Genomic DNA, 17,792 nt, shown 5'->3' with positions numbered 1-17,792 from the left:
TCGCCTCAGACTTCGGCCACAGAGCGTTCCGCACCGCTGCGTCGCAAGGATCATCTACAACGGCCACTTCCGGCCCAGTGGCGCCGATAATGATATCGGCCAAGAGCAGCATAAGGTCCGGGTGTCGTGCTCGTGTGGTTCGTCTTGCTTATCTTGATCGCCGTCAAGCGCATCGACATTCGGGCCGTCTCAGGGCTGAAAGATACAGATGGAGGCCGCGCTGATACCTACTACGCCCATCAAACCGGCTAACCACAGCATACGCGACCTCTGTTTGCACAAAACACGTCAACAAATCACTCAGAGGTGTCTTAATTCGAAATTGTAACTGGCGGGTTAACCAAGACGCGCCGCACAACACTTTGGTTTGTGGATGCCTCATCTATGAATCGCACTGCTCGCAAGACCCATCGGTGGATGCTTGGCTTGGATCAGTCCGGTGCGTTCAGGAAACTCGGGAAAGAAATCCTTTGGGTATCATCGCGAATATAAAGCGGATGCTGGGCCGAGCCGTCCTTGTTGAGCTTGAGACAATTCAGAGGCTTGCCTGTCTCTCTCAGCGCACGAACCGTCCGCATAACGATATCCAGATAGCGTTTGTGCAGCTTCCCGTACGCCATCAATATCTCATCGACCTGCGCGGCCTCTGTCAAAACATGCGGCAGGTTGTCCGGACTACAGGCAAGGCTGGGATCATGTGGCACGTCTTTGGGGTTTGTCGCGCGCCAATCCAGAATGTTGGTTTTCACATAGCCTGTGTACCCCCACCGCTTGGCAAAACGTACCTCTTTGTTGCAGGTTGGGTCTGACACGTCCGCGCTGGCCACAGAGGGGTTTTGGCCAACAAACATGATCGTCCGCGGCTGCTTGCCTTGAGGGGTCCAGTCGCGGGTAAGTACATGGCGGTATCGGCCACAAGCGGAGAAAGTCGCGCCCCCCGTGACGCCGTCGCCGAGGCGCAGGTGCACCTTGCCACCGGGGTCATGAAGGGCAGCGGTGGTGTCATTACTCATCTGCTCAACTCGCTGGTTTTCTATTTAACTTACCGTGATGCATTTCACCTGCAAGCGGAAGGTCACAAAGGAGACGGGCAAACAGGCCTGAAGCCTTGAAGCCCGTCCGCCCGGCGTAACACCACAAAACGCAAAGACCGCCCCGATAATCGGGACGGTCTTGCTCAGGGTTTGGATTAGCTGAGCGCGCGCTTGGGCAGTTCCATGACCACACCCTTGCTTTCCAGTATTGCTGCGGCGACCAGAGCATAGACAATGTGGCCCCAGAGCGCGACCCAGGTGATGCCGGTAAAGCCCAGAAATGGTTTCATTCCAGCCACCAGATGCGCCATGCCGTATAGTGCGAAGGCCCATAAGGCGACACCGTAGACGGCAGCTGTTATGCTCCAATGCAGCTTGGGCAAGAGGGCGATCTGAACCGGGCGGGCGATGGCGAAATATCCAACGGCGTAAAAGATCAGGCCGGTTATGCTGTGCAAGAGGTAAGCGGCCCCGGCAGGGTTCGTACCGAACACGGATTTGATCGTTGCCCCGGCCAGACCCACAGGTGCCAGCTTGGCGTGACCGAAAAGGGGGCTTAGGGCTTGGCCAAAGACATCAAAAGCAATCGTTGCAAAGGCGCCGGCGGTGAGGAGTGTAAGAGCAGTGCGTTTCATATCGTGTGGTCCTTTTGGGGTCATTCCTGTTTCGATTGACCTCAATATGGGGATATTCTGCGTAATTTGAACGTCGTTCACGAACCGCTGATGCACTGGCCGGTTTTTGTAATAATCAGTGTAACAATGGCCTCGGATTGATGACGCGCGCGCGAGATTTGCGACGAATTGAAACAAACGGCCCTGTCAGTCTGGGGCGTTGATCACGCGTACCGGGTGCAATTCGCCGGATTTATACCGCCCGATGGCGATTGCGCGGTTCTCAAACGACGCCCAGCAGGTTTCGCCGTATTCAATGCCGCTTGCCATAACCATGCCGGGGTTGCCGTTGCGCAGGCGCACAGCCCCCTCCGCAGTGGCCTTGACCTCGGGCATATCATCAAGCGCGGTTTCCAGAGGCTGGACATGCGCGTCAAGCTCAGGGGTTCTGGCGAGGGATTCGATCGTCTCAAGATCCGCTGCGTTTTCAGCATCAAACGGACCCGACCAGACCCGGCGCAAGGACCGCACATGCGCCAGACATCCCAGAGCAGCCCCAAGATCGCGCGCGATGGAACGCACATAGCCGCCCTTGCCGCAGACCATCTCAAGAAGCACATGATCCGCGTCAGGGCAGTCGATCAGCAGCAGGCTTTCTACATAAAGTGGCCGCGCGGCGAGGGTCATCTCCTCGCCATCGCGCGCACGTTTGTACGCGCGTTCGCCATCCACCTTCACGGCAGAGAATTGCGGCGGGACCTGTTCGATATCCCCGATGAAAGCGCTCAGCGCTTCCTTGATCTCAGCCTCTGTCGGGCGCAGGTCACTGCGCGCGATCACTTCGCCCTCTGCGTCATCGGTGTTGGTCGCCTGACCCAGACGGATTTCAAACTCATAGGCTTTCAGCGCGTCCGTCACATAGGGCACGGTTTTCGTCGCCTCCCCCAAGGCCACGGCCAGAACGCCAGTTGCATCAGGGTCGAGCGTACCTGCATGGCCTGCCTTTTTGGCATCAAGCGCCCAGCGGACCTTGTTGACCACTGCCGTTGATGTGAGCCCTGCGGGTTTATCCACGATCAGCCAGCCGGAAATGTCGCGTCCCTTGCGCCTGCGCCCCATAGTGTACTCCTTTGATCTGTGCCGCGCTCTTATCGTCAGAAAAACGCGCTGCCCACCCCTGAAGTGACAGATGCGACGCTGCGGCGGTACAAACAGAGGGCCATTCTAGTCGGCAGGTTCGACGACCCCTATGATTGGCCCGAGGGCAAAGCCAAAATCACGTCTGCCCAGATCGGGTGCATAAAGTCGCGATACCTTACCGTCGAAATACAAGGCGTTCGGAACGTCGATATAATCGCGAAACAGTGTTCCAAAACTGTGAAAGTTCACGGGCTGATCCGATATGGCAAAGACCACACGCTGCCCATCGGCTGACGTGCCGACACCATTGCGAATATTGAGCGATGTTCCGTCCGCCAGAAACCTCGGGTGGAGCGCGCCGTTTATCACCAGCATCGGACCCGATTGGGTCGCATGTTTGCAGGCCGGCGCCTCGTCGATGTAGGTGAGAGTTTCAAACACATCCGTGCGGCCCTCACGCACACATAAGACGCCGTTCGGCAAGAGCCCGAAATTGCCGGGGCCAGCGTTGGGAATGACCCGCATGATCTCTTCGCCGTTTTCGACGTAGTGCCCCACCGGAGAGCGATCATCGTGATACATGCCTGCATTCATGGCAAAGACCAGCTTTTCGCCACGCTCTGACAGCGCCCGGTCCACGGAAGTGAACTGGCCGAAAATTTCGCCCGCATCATCGCGCAGGAACAGGTCAAGCTGCTGTGTGACGGCGTCGATTTCACAGATGGTATATTGCGCGCCGTCGTGTGTGATCTCTTCGCAAACCGCAGCCCCCAAGGCGCTGGCAGTTGCGCAGAAAAACAAGGCCATGCACCCAAAGCGGGTCATTCGGTGTCGCTTTCTCCCGCCGGCACGGTGCTGGTGTCGCGCTTGACTTCGGCGCGGTTGAGCATTTCGCGGGTTTCATCCATCCGATCAAAGGTCTCATCCAGTTGAAACCGCAGGTCAGGCGCGAATTTCAACGTCAGCTTTTTGGCCACCAATCGCCGTAACTCGCCCTTGTTGCGGGCCAGAAGGGCGATGACTTCATCCCGGCCCTGACCGCCGAGGGGCAAGACATAAGCGGTCGCGATCTTGAGGTCCGGGGAGACGCGCACCTCGCCCACGGTCACCGACAAGCGGTTCAGGTCAGTGTCATGCACGTCGCCGCGTGCCAGAACATCCGACAGTGCACGCCTTATTGTCTCTCCGACACGGAGTTGGCGTTGTGACGGGCCGGGGCCGGTGTGAAATTTGTTCTTTCCCATGAATTTCATTTACGCCGTTGTGGGCCCTTTGCCAAGCGGTGCCGCGCAGGCTAAGACGCCCCTTGAGCGACAGATGCAGGAGGGCGCAATGACGACACCCATGAAGATTGCCATCACCGGTGTGTCCGGGCGTATGGGCCGGATGCTGTTGGAAACCATCGACGCCTCCGATGCCGTGACCGTGTCCGCCGCATTGGAACGACCGGGTCATGACTGGATCGGTCGCGATCTGGGTCTGGCGCTGGGCGGTGCAGAACGGGGTGTTCTGGTAAGCGATGACATCGACAGCGCGTTGGCGGACAGTGAGGCGGTGATTGATTTCACCAGCCCCGCCGCGACGATCCGTTTTGCGCAGGCCGCAGCGCGGGTGGGCGCCATTCATGTTATCGGCACCACCGGTATGACAGAACAGGAGATCGCACAGCTTGATGCGCAGTCGGCGGGTGCGGTGATCGTTCGCGCGGGAAACATGAGCCTTGGTGTGAACCTGCTTGTGCAGCTTACAAAACGCGTGGCGGCGGCGCTGGACGATGATTTTGACATTGAGATCATCGAATCCCACCACAATCAGAAAGTCGACGCCCCCTCGGGCACCGCGCTGATGCTGGGGGAGGCGGCAGCAGAGGGGCGTGGTGTGTCGCTTGATGCGGTGTCAGATCGCGGGCGCGATGGTCTGACTGGCGCGCGCCAAAAGGGTGACATCGGTTTTGTTTCTGTCCGCGGGGGCGACATCGTCGGGGAGCACGACGTTCTGTTCGCGGCACTTGGCGAACGAATCACCCTGCGTCATGTGGCCTCTGACCGATCTGTCTTTGCGCGCGGCGCGCTCAAGGCGGCGTTGTGGGCGCGGGGCCGCGCGCCCGGAGCCTATGACATGCTGGATGTGCTGGGGCTGAAAGATGGCTGATGCCTGCCGGATTTTTTCTATACGAAAAATGATCTGATCTTTAGTGAGCTGCGTAATCATAGAAAGCAAATCAAGCGGAGTAAGAAACAATGCGCATTGCTCTATCATCCCTCACGATCGCGGCAACACTGATCGCGGCACCCGCCTTTGCAGAGTTTTCCAAGGTCGATGACCAATCCGAATTTATGGAGCTGATCAGTGGCAAAGAATTGCGCCGCCCCTTTGTCAATCTGGAAGTCACGCCCGATGGTTCAATCAGCGGATACGGCGCGGCCTGGCCGGTGACAGGAAACTGGACGTGGAGAGACGGCTATTTTTGCCGGGATATCTTCTGGGGCGGTGACCCGCTGGGCTATAACTGCCAGGAAGTCCAGGCAACTGAAGACCGCATTCGCTTTACATCCGACCGGGGTGCCGGCGATTCGGCTGAATTCCGTCTGAGGTGACAGTGTTTCCGTGACCGCAGGTTCGTCCAGCGATCTGAGACGTCAGCAAAAAACAGGGCATCGCGTCAGAAATCGACGGCGATGCCTTTTCTTTCCCAATCCCCGTAACGCACGGGTTCAGGCCCCTCTCTGCCGCCAAGTTCCGGGGGCAGGTTGATGTCTTGTGCCTTTTTGCGCCGGGCTTCGGCCTCGGCGAGTGCGCGTTGCGCGGCGGGTGGCAGATCGCTCATGTCTTGCGTGTCATCACTGTCTTGGGTCATTTCGCTCTGTCCTCTGGCTTGCGTCTTGATATACGTCGCGCTGCGGGGCAGGCAAGGCACCCGTGTGGCAAGGAGCACCCAATAGATGGCAGACACAGGCCTCCCGGCGCGCAGAAGCGCTGTTTACCTGCTGGATCAGATCCTTGGTGAAGGCCGCCTGATGTCGGAACTTCTGACAGCGGGCACGCTCGATAAGCTGGAACCCGAAGACCGCGCGCGCGCAGCCCGGCTGGCACAGGACACCCTCAGAGGGTTGGAGCGCGCAGATCGTATTCTGCAAAAACACCTGTCCAAATATCCGCCTTTGACGGTGCGCAACGCGTTGCGTGTCGGTGCCTTTGAGCTGTGCACCGGAACTGCCGCGCATGGGGTGGTGAACGCGATGGTGGAATTGGTGTCGCGCCACAAACACTACAGTCACCTTAAAGGGCTGACGAATGCTGTTCTGCGCAAAGTCGCCGCCGATGGCCCGACCGCATGGGATGCCTTACGCCCACCACGTCTGCCGAAATGGTTGCGTGGCCCGTTGGTCGAGGCTTGGGGCGCTGATGCGATGGCGCGCATGGACATCGCGCATTTTGCGGGTGCGCCGCTGGACCTGACCGCGAAATCCGACGCCCCCGCTGTTGCCGCGCTGACAGGTGGTACATTGTTGCCGACCGGGTCGGTGCGGATCGCAAATGCGGGTCAGGTCTCGGCCATGCCGGGTTTTTCTGACGGAACATGGTGGGTGCAGGATGCTGCCGCCGCCTTGCCCGTGCGCATTCTTGCGCCCCAGCCCGGCGAAACCGTGCTTGATTTATGCGCAGCCCCCGGTGGCAAGACGATGCAACTGGCGGCCGCGGGTGCGATGGTCACGGCGGTGGATGATTCGTCCGTGCGCATGGGTCGGGTAGAGGAAAACCTCGCGCGGACGGGTCTCAAGGCCAAGACGCTGGTGCAGGACGCGCAGATCACGACTGGCACATTTGACGCGGTCCTGCTCGATGCGCCCTGTTCTGCGACGGGTACGATCCGCCGCCATCCCGATCTGCCACATGCCAAGGACGGGTCGGAATTTGGCGACCTGATTGCCATGCAAGCCGACCTCATTGATCATGCTTGGGGTTGCGTGAAACCCGGCGGACGCTTGGTGTTTTGCACTTGTTCCTTGCTGCCTGATGAAGGCGAAGTGCAGATTGATGACGCGCTGGAGCGGCATGCGGACATGCGTACGGATGCAGATGCACTGGAAATTCCCGGTGTCGATCCCGCGTGGCGCACCTCCGAGGGGGGGCTGCGGCTGCGGCCTGATTACTGGTCTGATCTGGGCGGTATGGATGGGTTTTACATCGCGGTGCTGCGCAAGGGCGGATAGCCTTGCGCTCACACTGGGCAATCACCTGACAAAGAGCGGTGACTCGCAGCGGGCACCGCGCTATCATATCGCAAAGCGTCGTCAGAGCGCGCCAGGCAGAGATCACAATGTCACAGAGCAAGAGCTTTGCAGCCAAAAAGGTGCATTTTTTAAACCGGTGGCATGCCGCCCGCGCCGGGCGTATGCGTTCACGCGCGGTCGGGTTCGTGTCGACGCCCGAGCCGCGCACTATCGGCAGTTACGCGCGTGGCCGCCAGCTGCTGGCCGGGAATTTGCTGTTTGCGGGGCATCTTCTCGAACAAAAAGACGCGGACATCTGGGATCTCCCGCCGCCCAATGAGGAATTCACGTTAGAGCTGAGCGGATTTCAATGGCTTGACGACCTTGCTGCTGTTGGCGATGCGGCGGCCCGTGGGGTGGCGCAGGGCTGGCTGTGGGGATGGATCGAACGGTATGGGCGGGGGCGCGGCCCCGGCTGGACGCCCGATCTGACCGGGCGTCGCCTGATCCGCTGGATCAACCATGCGATATTCCTGCTGCGCGGCAGCGACGGTCCGGACAGCGACACGTTTTACCGCAGTTTGAACCAGCAGACGCATTTCCTGTCGCGGCGATGGCAGGGTGCCGCCAGTGGCCTGCCCCGGTTCGAGGCGCTCACCGGCCTGATCTATGCGGCCTTGTCGCTGGAGGGGATGCAGGCCATGGCGATGCCTGCTCTCAAAGGTCTGGCGCGCGAATGTCGTACGCAGATTGACGCGCAAGGGGGGCTTCCTTCGCGCAACCCCGAGGACCTGCTGGAGGTTTTCACGCTGCTGACGTGGACTGCGGCAACGCTGAAAGAGTCCGGTTACACGCCATCCAAGGAGCATCTGGAAGCGATTGCACGGATTGCCCCAACGCTGCGCACCCTGCGTCATGCCGATGGCGGTCTGGCGCGGTTTCACGGCGGTGGGCGTGGGGCCGAGGGCTGGCTTGACCACGCCCTTGCGCAGGCGCGGATCAAGACACAGCAACCTGATGGGCTGTCGATGGGGTTTGCGCGTCTTTCGGCGGGGCGTACCAGCGTCATCATTGATGCGAGTGTCCCACCGGTCGGGCGCGCCTCGTTCAACGCGCATGCGTCAACACTGGCGTTTGAAGTCACCTCCGGGCGTCGCCCTCTGATCGTCAATTGCGGCTCGGGGCGCACTTTCGGCCCGGACTGGCGGCGGGCGGGGCGCGCCACGCCCTCCCATTCGACACTGGCGCTGGGGGGTTATTCAAGTGCGCGCCTTGGGTCTGTTGACCCTGCAACGGGTGGCGAGCCCTTGATTGAAGCGCCAACCCATGTGCCGATCGAGATCACGGATGCATCGGACGGCATCCGGTTTCAGGGCGGGCACAACGGGTTCGTGCCCACCCATGGCCTGACCCATGCGCGTACCCTTGAGATGACCTTTGACGGGCGGGGAATCGCGGGCGAAGATATGCTGCTGGCCATGGGAGACGCCGAAAAACGTCGATTTGATCTGGCGCTTGATGCGACCAAACTGGCGGGTATCGGCTTTGAAATCCGGTTCCATCTGCATCCGGACGTCGATGCCACGATTGATATGGGGGGCGCTGCCATTTCCATCGCCTTGAAAAGCGGTGAAATTTGGGTTTTCCGCCACGATGGCAGTCAAAAACTCAAACTTGAACCATCGGTCTATCTTGAGGTTGGCCGTTTAAAGCCACGGGCGGCAAATCAGATTGTGCTTGTCGGTCGGGCTATGTCATATGCGACCCGTGTCAGGTGGTCTTTGTCAAAGGCGCAGGAAACTGCGATCGGGGTACGGGACCTGAGCCGGGACACACGGAATTACAACGACTAGACCGCTCAAAGGATCAGATATGACCGACCTTGCTCCGCTGCGCCGCGCGCTCCTTTCCGTATCAGACAAAACCGGGTTGGTGACGCTGGGGAAGGCGCTCGCCGCGCGCGGTGTCGAGCTTCTGTCGACCGGCGGCACGGCCAAGGCTCTGCGGGAGGCCGGGCTTGAGGTCAAAGATGTGGCCGAGGTCACGGGTTTTCCGGAAATGATGGATGGGCGCGTGAAAACGCTGCATCCTGCCGTGCATGGCGGATTGCTGGCGCTGCGCGACAATGACGACCATGTGGCGGCGATGCAGGAACATGGGATCGCGGGCATCGACCTGGTTGTTGTGAACCTGTATCCTTTTGAGCAGACGGTTGCCAAAGGCGCGCAATACGACGAAGTCATTGAGAATATTGATATCGGTGGCCCGGCAATGATCCGCTCTGCCGCCAAGAACCACGGATTCGTGAGCGTGGTGGTGGATGTGCAGGACTACGATGTCCTGATCGAGCAACTCGAGGCGCATGACGGGCACACGACATATGCCCTGCGCCAGCGCCTTGCCCAGACCGCATATGCGCGGACCGCTGCCTATGACACGGCGGTCAGCACCTGGATGGCTTCACAGGTAGGTGAAACGCCACGACGGCGCAGTTTTGGCGGTACGCTGGCTCAGACCCTGCGGTATGGCGAGAACCCACATCAGGATGCGGCGTTTTATCTGGATGGATCGAACAGCCCCGGGGTGGCCACCGCGCGCCAGCTTCAGGGCAAAGAGCTGTCATACAACAACATCAATGACACCGATGCGGCCTTTGAGCTTGTCAGTGAATTTGACCCTGCTGAGGGTCCTGCCTGTGCGATCATCAAACATGCAAACCCCTGTGGTGTGGCGCGCGCCGAAACGCTGACCGAAGCCTACAAGCGCGCCTTTGATTGTGACAGGACCTCTGCATTCGGGGGCATCATTGCCCTGAACCAACCGCTGGACGGGGCCACCGCCGAAGAGATTTCGTCGATTTTTACCGAAGTCGTCATCGCGCCCGGTGCGGACGCAGAGGCACAAGAGGTTTTTGCCAAAAAGAAAAACCTGCGCCTGCTCACGACGGACGGGCTGGCGGACCCTTCGGCGGCAGGCTTGGCCGTCCGGCAGGTGTCGGGGGGGTATCTGGTGCAGGACAAGGATATCGGTCGCATTTTGGCGGAGGATCTGAAAATCGTCACCAAGCGCACGCCAAGTGATCAGGAAATGGCTGATTTGATGTTTGCCTGGACCGTCGCCAAACACGTCAAATCCAATGCCATCATCTATGTCAAAGACGGCGCGACCGTCGGCGTCGGTGCCGGGCAGATGAGCCGGGTCGACAGTACGAGAATCGCCGCCCGCAAGGCGCAGGACATGGCCGAGGCGATGGGCCTGCCTGCGCCACTGACACAAGGGGCGGTCGTTGCATCTGATGCGTTTTTCCCCTTTGCCGACGGGTTGATCACTGCAGCTGAGGCGGGGGCAACCGCGCTTATTCAGCCCGGCGGGTCGATGCGCGATGATGAGGTTATTGCCGCCGCAGATGAGGCGGGTCTCGCGATGGTCTTTACCGGCATGCGACATTTCCGGCACTGAACAAGGGGACCACCATGCGCTTGCTGTATTGGGCTGCTGTGATTGCGTTCGTCGTGGATCAGGTCAGCAAATACATCGTGATCCACATGATGGAGCTGTGGCGCATTCGTGCGGTGGATGTCTTTCCGCCTTTTCTGAATTTTCGCTATGGCGAGAATAGGGGCATTAACTTTGGCCTGTTTGACGGGGGATCAGACGCTGCGCGGTGGGCTCTGATCATTATGGCGCTTGTGATCTGCATGGGCGTTTTCATCTGGTCGCGCAGATCGCACTTGGGTGGCTGGGCTGCGGTTGCGGCGGGTCTGTTGATCGGCGGCGCGCTTGCGAATGTGCTGGATCGGTTGATCTATGGTTATGTGCTCGATTTTCTGAATATGTCGTGTTGCGATATCGAAAATCCGTTCGTGTTCAATCTGGCGGATGTCTTTATTTTCATGGGTGCGATTGGTTTGGTATTCCTCGCGCCAGACCCCAAGGCGGATGCCAAAAAAGGCGGTTAAAAAAGGTCAGTGACAATGCCTGCTGCTCTGGCGTATTTAGATGTAACCGCAAGGAGACACGTTTCATGCGCATGAAAGTGCCATTTCTTTTGATCGCCATGACCCTTGGCGCCTGCTCCAATCAGGGGCTGCAAACTCTGACGTCCAACTCGCGGGGGCCTGACGAGTTCATCGTTGAGCCGAAAGCGGAACTGACGTTGCCGCCCGACTTCGCCAGTCTGCCGCAGCCGACGCCGGGGCAGGCAAACCGGACTGATACGGACCCTCTGGCGGAGATGGTCGTCGCGCTGGGGGGCAGGCCGGGGGATGCATCCGCGCCGGTGCCATCCTCGGATGGTGCATTGGTCACAGCGGCAAGTCGGTTCGGAGTGTACCCCGACATCCGCCAGTCGCTCGCGACCGAAGACGCGGAATTTCGCAGAGGGCAGTCGCGGTTCACGCAATTCAAGCTTTTTCCGGAGAACTTGTACAACCAAGTCTACAGCGGTCAGGCGCTGGACCCGCGTGAGACAGCTGAGGCATGGCGTCGCGCTGGCGCCCGTACGCCCAGTTTCCCACCTCAGTAATAACCTGAAATTAACAGGACGTCGCTCACTTTCGTGACAGCGTGCCTTGAACCATGGCTTTTGCAACGTACCTAACTGCGCAGACCTATGTGTTTTTACTTTGCGAAAGGATAGCACATGTTGCGATTTACCGCCTTTGCGGCGCTTTTGAGCCTGATACCCGTCACCGTGAGTGCCGGCGAAGAGGCGGTAACGACCTTTGAACTAGAGAATGGCATGCAGGTGGTTGTCGTCGAAGATCACCGTGCCCCTGTGGTTCAGCACATGCTCTGGTATCGCGCCGGATCAGCGGATGAGCCGAAAGGGTCGTCAGGTGTTGCACATTTCCTTGAGCATTTGCTGTTCAAAGCGACCGATACGTTGGCTGAGGGCGAACTCTCGGCCACGGTCGCGCGAAACGGCGGCCGCGACAATGCGTTTACCTCCTATGACTACACCGCCTATTTCCAGCGCGTTGCGTCAGACCGGCTTGGGTTGATGATGAAAATGGAAGCGGACAGGATGAAAAACATTCGCCTGACCGAAGAAAACATCACGACCGAGCGCAACGTGATCATCGAGGAGCGCAATCAGCGCACCGAAAACAACCCCGGTGCTCTTTTTGGCGAGCAATTGAACGCGGCACAGTTCCTCAACCACCGCTACGGCGTGCCAATCATTGGCTGGATGCACGAGATGGAAACGCTGGATATGGAGGACGCGCTTGGATTTTACGAGATTTACTACTCGCCCAACAACGCGGTTCTGGTCGTGTCCGGTGATGTGACGCCCGAACAGGTGCGCGCCCTGGCCGAAGAACACTATGGTGTTATTCCGCGCAACCCCGACCTGCCCACCCGGCTGCGCACTGAAGAGCCACCGCAAACAGCGGAGCGGCGCTTGATCTACCGGGATGCGCGTGTTGCGCAACCTTACGTGCGCCGCTCGTATCTTGCGCCGGAACGCGACCCCGGCGCGCAGGAGACAGCGGCCGCACTTGTGTTTCTGAGTGAGATTCTCGGCGGTGGAACAACGTCTTTCCTCGCGGAAGAGTTGCAATTCAACAATCAGGTCACAACATATGCCGCCAGTTTTTATCGCCCGGTATCGCTGGATGATACGACGTTCAATCTGATTGTTGTGCCAAGGCCCGATGTCACCTTGCAGGAAGCTGAGGATGCGATGGATGCCGCCCTCGTGAAATTCATGGAAACCGGCGTCGACCCTGAACAGCTTGAGAGGATCAAGTTTCAAATCCGCGCGGATCAGGTCTATGCCCGCGACGATGTGGACCGGATCGCCAACCGATACGGGCAGGCACTGACCTCCGGGCTTACGGTTGAGGATGTGCAGGCGTGGCCTGATGTCCTGCAAGCTGTCACCGAAGAAGACATCATGGCCGCCGCACGCGAGGTTTTTGACCGCCGCGCGTCGGTGACAGGCTGGATCATGCGCGAAGAGGTTACACAATGATGCGATTGATGATGACAATTGCTGCGGTTCTGTGTCTGGCGCTCCCGGCGTCTGCGACCGTGGACATTAAGGAAGTCAACACGCCCGGCGGGCTGACGGCTTGGCTTGTGAAAGACCAGTCAATCCCTTTCATGGCGCTCGAAATCCGGTTCCGGGGCGGTGGTTCGCTGGATGTCGCAGGTAAACGCGGTGCGACCAACCTCATGACCGGGCTGTTGGAAGAGGGTGCCGCAGACATGGACGCGCGCGCATTTGCGCGTTCCGTCGAAGGGTTGGCAGCCTCGATCAGCTTTGGTCTGGATGATGATGCGCTGTCTGTTTCCGCGCGTTTTCTGACCGAGAACCGGGATGAAGCCGTCGCATTGTTGCGTGCAGCTTTGTTGGAACCCCGATTCGATGAGGACGCGATTGAACGGGTGCGCGAACAAGTGATCAGCGGTATCGAATCCAATGAGAAGGACCCGGATGCGCTGGCCAGCCGCGCCATGGACCAGATGATGTTTGGCGATCACCCATATGCCACGAATCTATCGGGGACCGTGTCGTCGGTTGAAGCGCTCACGCGCGATGATTTGGTGCAGGCGCACCGAAATCTGCTGACACGTGACCGCATTTACATCGGTGCGGTCGGCGACATCACCGAAGAGGAACTCGCCACTTTGCTCGACGGAGTGCTTGGTGCATTGCCAGAACAAGGCGCGCCCATGCCACCGCGTGCCGATGTTGAAATTTCCGGCGGGATCACCGTTGTGCCCTTTGAAACACCCCAATCCGTCGCACGCTTTGCGCAAAAAGGGATCAAGCTGGATCACCCCGACTATTTCACCGCCGTTGTTCTGAACCATGTGCTGGGCGGCGGGTCGTTCGAAAGCCGTCTGATGGATGAGGTGCGCGCAAAACGCGGGCTCACCTACGGGGTATATTCCTATCTTGCGGGCAAGGATCTGGCGGAGGTTTACATCGGCTCTGTCAGTTCGGCCAATGACCGCATTGCAGAGGCCATCGAGGTTATCCGCGATGAATGGGAAAAGGCAGCCACCGAAGGTGTAACGGCTGAAGAAGTCGAAAACGCCAAGACGTTCCTGACCGGGGCGTATCCACTACGCTTTGATGGCAACGGCCCGATCGCAAATATCATGGTGGGCATGCAAATGCTTGGTCTGCCGATCGACTATATCGCGACGCGCAATGAGCAGATCGAAGCGGTCACCGTTGAGGGCGTTAAACGTGTTGCGGGCGAGTTGCTCGAACCGGAAAACCTGCATTTCGTCGTGGTCGGTCAGCCTGTCGGGCTCGAAAGCACGCCCGGCAACTAGAGCGTTAACAAGTCTGCCCCGACAAGTGCGGGGCAGACGGTCTTATTCCCCGTAAGGAATCCAGACGTTTTTGACCTCTGTCGCGGCCTCCAGAAAGGCCCGGCCTTCACCGTCTGGGCCATACCAGTCTCGGGCCTGCCCATTGTTGACCCATGTGCGTTTGAGATTGCTGGCGGCGGCTTTTTCAACCGTTTCCGACAAGCCAGCCGCACCGAAACACCACGCCGTATCAACATCCATATGCCCCGCGAGCGGTGCGGCAATATCGGCATGATCACCGGTGAGAATATTGACGACACCGGCAGGAACATCCGAGGTTTCCAGCACCTGAACAAAATCCATTGCCGCAAGCGGGAAGGGTTCAGATGCCGCCAGAATGACCCGGTTCCCCATCGCAATGGCGGGCGCCATGCAAGACACAAGCCCAAGCAGCGGGGCTTCATCCGGGCAGATCGCACCGATGATACCTACGGGTTCCTTCATCCCCAAGGCGACGCCGCGTAGGGGCACACCGTGTATCTGACCGTCGAATTTGTCCGCCCATGCCGCATAGGTAAAGAGCCGTTGTACCGTCGCCTCGACCTCAGCGGCACCGTTCGTTCCACCTTGAAGTGCGTTCAGCCGGGCGGCGAACTCCCCGGCGCGCGCCGACAGGTTCTCGGCGATGTAATACAGGATCTGCGCGCGCAGGTGCCCGGTTGTTTTTGACCAGGCCACAGCGCCATGCGCGGCCTCCACGGCATTGCGTACATCCTTGCGGTTGGCCAGCGACACATGACCCGCCAGCCCGCCCGATTTGTTAAAAACGGGCGTTGAATACCCGCCATCAGGGCGTGCCTGTTTCCCCCCGATGTAGAGCTTGGCGGTGCGATCTATCGCGTCGGTGGGTGATGCCTTGCCAGCAACGCGGGCGATTTTCCTCAGCGGTTTTGGTTTGCTCTTCGGCTTTGTGTAAGCTGCCAAACCTTCCCATCCACCTTCGCGTCCAAAACCGCTTTCGCGCACGCCGCCGAACCCGGCTGCGGCGTCCATCATGTTCGTACCATTGATCCAGACGATCCCGGCGGCAAGTTTGGGTGCGAAGTCCAATGCAAGGTTGATGTTCTCGCTCCAGACCGTCGCGGCGAGGCCGTAGCGTGTGTTGTTCGCGAGCTGCACCGCCTCTGCCGGGGTGCGGAACGTGGTTGAGACGAGAACGGGGCCAAAAATCTCTTCTTGCATCAACGTATCGGCAGGGTTGAGCCCGGTGATCAATGTGGGCGGGTAAAACGACCCTGTTTCCGGGATCGTGACCGCCGCCACATGGGTGTCGCCGGATCGGTTCGCTGATACGAGGCCGGAGATGCGACTGACCTGAACGGGATCAACAATCGCGCCCACATCGATGTTCTTGTCCATCGGATCGCCCACGCGCAGCTTGTCCATCCGCGCGCGCAGTTTTCTGTAAAACACATCCGCGACCGGTTCGTGGACCAGCAGCCTTGAACCGGCACAGCATACCTGACCCTGATTGAACCAGATCGCATCCACCAGCCCTTCGACGGCGCTGTCGATATCGGCATCATCAAAAACGATGTAGGGTGATTTGCCCCCCAGTTCCAAGGTGAGCGCCTTGCCACTGCCTGCCGTTTGTTCGCGAATGCGGCGGCCGACTTCGGTGGAGCCGGTGAAGGCGATCTTGTCGACTGGGGCTGCAACAACTCTTTCGCCAACCGCGCCGTCGCCGGTCACGATATTCACGACCCCCTTGGGCAGCCCGGCTTGCGTGCAAATCTCAGCAAACAACAACGCGGTCAGAGAGGTGTATTCCGCTGGTTTCAACACCACCGTGTTGCCCATCGCGAGCGCGGGTGCGATTTTCCACGCAAGCATCAAAAGTGGGAAATTCCACGGGATGATCTGACCACAAACGCCAATCGGCGCGCGGTCTGCCAACTCGGTCGGCATGAGCTGCGCCATGCCTGCGTGGAAATAGAAATGGCGTTGCGCAAGTGGGATGTCGATGTCGCGCGCCTCGCGAATGGGCTTGCCATTGTCGAGGGTTTCGAGCACCGCAAACAGCCTGCTGTGTTTTTGTAAAAGGCGCGCCAAAGCATAGAGAAAGCGCGCACGCCCATGCCCGCCCAGTTTTTCCCAGCGTGGTTGCGCCCGTCGTGCGACAGAAACTGCGCGGTCCACATCGTCCTGTGTTGCTTGGCTGAGCCGCGCGAGCGTCTCACCAGTGGCGGGGTTTCGCGTTTCGAACCCGTCGCTGGGGGGCGTAAATGCACCGTCGATGAAGTGTCCGAAATGCCCGCCCTGTTCGGCGATCCAGGCCAGTGCGTCCGCAGCACTTTCAGGTGCCACGCCATATTCCATCGAAGCGAAGATATCAGATACGGTCATTGGAGGCTCCTGGCGCGGCGTGTTGGTTTAACTGGTGGCATGACGATACCCGGCTGAATACTGGCCGGTCACATGGTGTTCTAACTGCCGTTCGATGTCGTTGAGAAGTGAGGACGCGCCAAATCGAAAGAGGTTCGGCGCAAGCCATGCAGTGCCAAGCTCTTCCTTGATAAGCGCCAGATAGGTGATCGCGTCCTTGGCCTTGGAAATGCCCCCGGCCGGTTTGTAGCCGACGCGATAACCGCTGCGTTCGTAATAGTCCCGGATGGCGCGGATCATGACCAATGTGACAGGCAGCGTGGCGTTGACGCTTTCCTTGCCGGTCGAGGTTTTGATGAAATCCGCCCCGGCCATCATGCAAACCATTGAGGCGCGCGCCACGTTGCGCAGGCTTCCCAATTCACCGGTTGCGAGGATGGCCTTTATATGCGCGCTTCCGCAGGCCGCCCGAAATGCGCGCATTTCGTCATAAAGTGCCTGCCAGTTGCCGGTCAGCACGTGGCGGCGTGAAATCACGATGTCGATTTCTGCCGCACCCGCTGCCACGCTCTCCTCTATTTCCGCGATGCGCAGATGCAGCGGGGAAAGCCCTGCGGGAAACCCCGTGCTGACTGCCGCCACCGGAATTCTGGACCCCTCAAGCGCGCGCAACGCCGCTGGGATCATTTCGTGATAGACACAGACCGCACCGGTTTTGATGTCATCCACGCCAAGTGCGCTCAGCAAGCTGTCTGATACCGGGTGCATCGCCTTGGCGCACAAACGTTCGACGCGCCGTTCCGTATCATCGCCAGACAGCGTTGTGAGATCGATGCACGTGATCGCGCGCAGCAACCATGCCGCCTGATGCGTCTTTTTGACAGACCTGCGTGCGGGTAATGTTGCCGCGCGGCGTTCAATGGCAGAGGTATTGGCCTGCAGGCTCATCACCCAATCCATGTCCAGATCCATCCCCGGATTGCGCGGCTCAACGACCTGCGGCAAGGATTGCTGCACGCTCTGCGATTGGGGGGCGGTATCGGTTGTTTCCATGATGCACATCCTGTGTCCGGGAGAGTCGGAAAGTCGCATGACGCAAGTATCTTGGCAAGCGGCCTGACATGTCTGTGGTT

At 59.3% G+C, this 17,792-nt stretch carries 17 protein-coding genes; 9 read left to right on the top strand and 8 right to left on the bottom strand.

Translation table 11 applies throughout. From position 1 onward, the window contains the following. Positions 1-431 precede the first annotated feature (431 nt). From RLO149_RS18890 to rbfA, 5 genes are all read right to left on the bottom strand, one after another. Positions 432-1,013: a DUF1643 domain-containing protein gene (locus RLO149_RS18890; RefSeq protein WP_052304816.1), complete on the bottom strand. Its 582-nt coding sequence runs from the start codon at positions 1,011-1,013 to the stop codon at positions 432-434. Positions 1,014-1,189: 176 nt separating this feature from the next. Continuing rightward, the gene (locus RLO149_RS18885; protein WP_013963679.1) at positions 1,190-1,669 is read right to left on the bottom strand and encodes a hypothetical protein; all 480 of its coding nucleotides are present in this window, start codon (positions 1,667-1,669) and stop codon (positions 1,190-1,192) included. 186 nt (positions 1,670-1,855) lie between these two features. After that, the gene (gene truB / locus RLO149_RS18880) at positions 1,856-2,767 is read right to left on the bottom strand and encodes a tRNA pseudouridine(55) synthase TruB (RefSeq protein WP_013963678.1); all 912 of its coding nucleotides are present in this window, start codon (positions 2,765-2,767) and stop codon (positions 1,856-1,858) included. 105 nt (positions 2,768-2,872) lie between these two features. Then, positions 2,873-3,613 (bottom strand): phosphodiester glycosidase family protein, encoded by a 741-nt coding sequence (locus RLO149_RS18875; RefSeq protein ID WP_013963677.1) that lies wholly within the window; start codon positions 3,611-3,613, stop codon positions 2,873-2,875. Further along, positions 3,610-4,032 carry a 30S ribosome-binding factor RbfA gene (gene rbfA / locus RLO149_RS18870; protein WP_044025440.1) on the bottom strand — a complete coding sequence of 141 codons (423 nt, stop codon included), beginning with the start codon at positions 4,030-4,032 and terminating at the stop codon, positions 3,610-3,612. The genes RLO149_RS18875 and rbfA overlap by 4 nt, the downstream gene beginning before the upstream one ends. Before the next feature lie 88 nt (positions 4,033-4,120). Here rbfA and dapB point away from each other — a divergent pair, with 88 nt between their 5' ends. After that, the gene (dapB, locus tag RLO149_RS18865; protein ID WP_013963675.1) at positions 4,121-4,939 is read left to right on the top strand and encodes a 4-hydroxy-tetrahydrodipicolinate reductase; all 819 of its coding nucleotides are present in this window, start codon (positions 4,121-4,123) and stop codon (positions 4,937-4,939) included. Positions 4,940-5,028: 89 nt separating this feature from the next. Beyond that, the gene (locus RLO149_RS18860) at positions 5,029-5,385 is read left to right on the top strand and encodes a hypothetical protein (protein WP_013963674.1); all 357 of its coding nucleotides are present in this window, start codon (positions 5,029-5,031) and stop codon (positions 5,383-5,385) included. 65 nt (positions 5,386-5,450) lie between these two features. Here the strand turns inward: RLO149_RS18860 and RLO149_RS18855 are convergent, their stop codons facing one another. Next, a complete protein-coding gene (locus RLO149_RS18855) occupies positions 5,451-5,645 on the bottom strand; it encodes a DUF1674 domain-containing protein (RefSeq protein ID WP_013963673.1) in 195 nt (64 codons plus the stop codon). Positions 5,646-5,730: 85 nt separating this feature from the next. On the opposite strand from RLO149_RS18855, the gene RLO149_RS18850 reads away from it, so the two are divergent. From RLO149_RS18850 to RLO149_RS18820, 7 genes are all read left to right on the top strand, one after another. After that, a complete protein-coding gene (locus tag RLO149_RS18850; protein ID WP_013963672.1) occupies positions 5,731-7,002 on the top strand; it encodes an RsmB/NOP family class I SAM-dependent RNA methyltransferase in 1,272 nt (423 codons plus the stop codon). A gap of 107 nt (positions 7,003-7,109) precedes the next feature. After that, on the top strand, positions 7,110-8,855 hold the full coding sequence (locus RLO149_RS18845; RefSeq protein WP_013963671.1) for a heparinase II/III family protein: 1,746 nt from the start codon (positions 7,110-7,112) through the stop codon (positions 8,853-8,855). Between the two features lie 19 nt (positions 8,856-8,874). Continuing rightward, positions 8,875-10,461 carry a bifunctional phosphoribosylaminoimidazolecarboxamide formyltransferase/IMP cyclohydrolase gene (purH, locus tag RLO149_RS18840; RefSeq protein ID WP_013963670.1) on the top strand — a complete coding sequence of 529 codons (1,587 nt, stop codon included), beginning with the start codon at positions 8,875-8,877 and terminating at the stop codon, positions 10,459-10,461. A 14-nt stretch (positions 10,462-10,475) separates the two neighbouring features. Continuing rightward, the gene (gene lspA / locus RLO149_RS18835; RefSeq protein WP_013963669.1) at positions 10,476-10,961 is read left to right on the top strand and encodes a signal peptidase II; all 486 of its coding nucleotides are present in this window, start codon (positions 10,476-10,478) and stop codon (positions 10,959-10,961) included. Between the two features lie 65 nt (positions 10,962-11,026). Beyond that, positions 11,027-11,527, top strand: a complete 501-nt coding sequence (locus RLO149_RS18830) for a DUF3035 domain-containing protein (protein ID WP_013963668.1) — start codon at positions 11,027-11,029, stop codon at positions 11,525-11,527. 117 nt (positions 11,528-11,644) lie between these two features. Then, a complete protein-coding gene (locus RLO149_RS18825) occupies positions 11,645-12,979 on the top strand; it encodes a M16 family metallopeptidase (RefSeq protein ID WP_013963667.1) in 1,335 nt (444 codons plus the stop codon). Further along, on the top strand, positions 12,979-14,295 hold the full coding sequence (locus tag RLO149_RS18820) for a M16 family metallopeptidase (RefSeq protein ID WP_044025751.1): 1,317 nt from the start codon (positions 12,979-12,981) through the stop codon (positions 14,293-14,295). The genes RLO149_RS18825 and RLO149_RS18820 overlap by 1 nt, the downstream gene beginning before the upstream one ends. Before the next feature lie 42 nt (positions 14,296-14,337). Here the strand turns inward: RLO149_RS18820 and RLO149_RS18815 are convergent, their stop codons facing one another. Then, positions 14,338-16,680, bottom strand: a complete 2,343-nt coding sequence (locus RLO149_RS18815) for an aldehyde dehydrogenase family protein (RefSeq protein ID WP_013963665.1) — start codon at positions 16,678-16,680, stop codon at positions 14,338-14,340. Positions 16,681-16,707: 27 nt separating this feature from the next. Next, on the bottom strand, positions 16,708-17,712 hold the full coding sequence (gene deoC / locus RLO149_RS18810) for a deoxyribose-phosphate aldolase (RefSeq protein WP_013963664.1): 1,005 nt from the start codon (positions 17,710-17,712) through the stop codon (positions 16,708-16,710). Positions 17,713-17,792: the final 80 nt, after the last annotated feature.

The organism is Roseobacter litoralis Och 149 (assembly GCF_000154785.2).
Taxonomy (GTDB): Bacteria; Pseudomonadota; Alphaproteobacteria; order Rhodobacterales; family Rhodobacteraceae; genus Roseobacter; species Roseobacter litoralis.
This window is presented reverse-complemented; position numbering and strand designations above follow the sequence as displayed.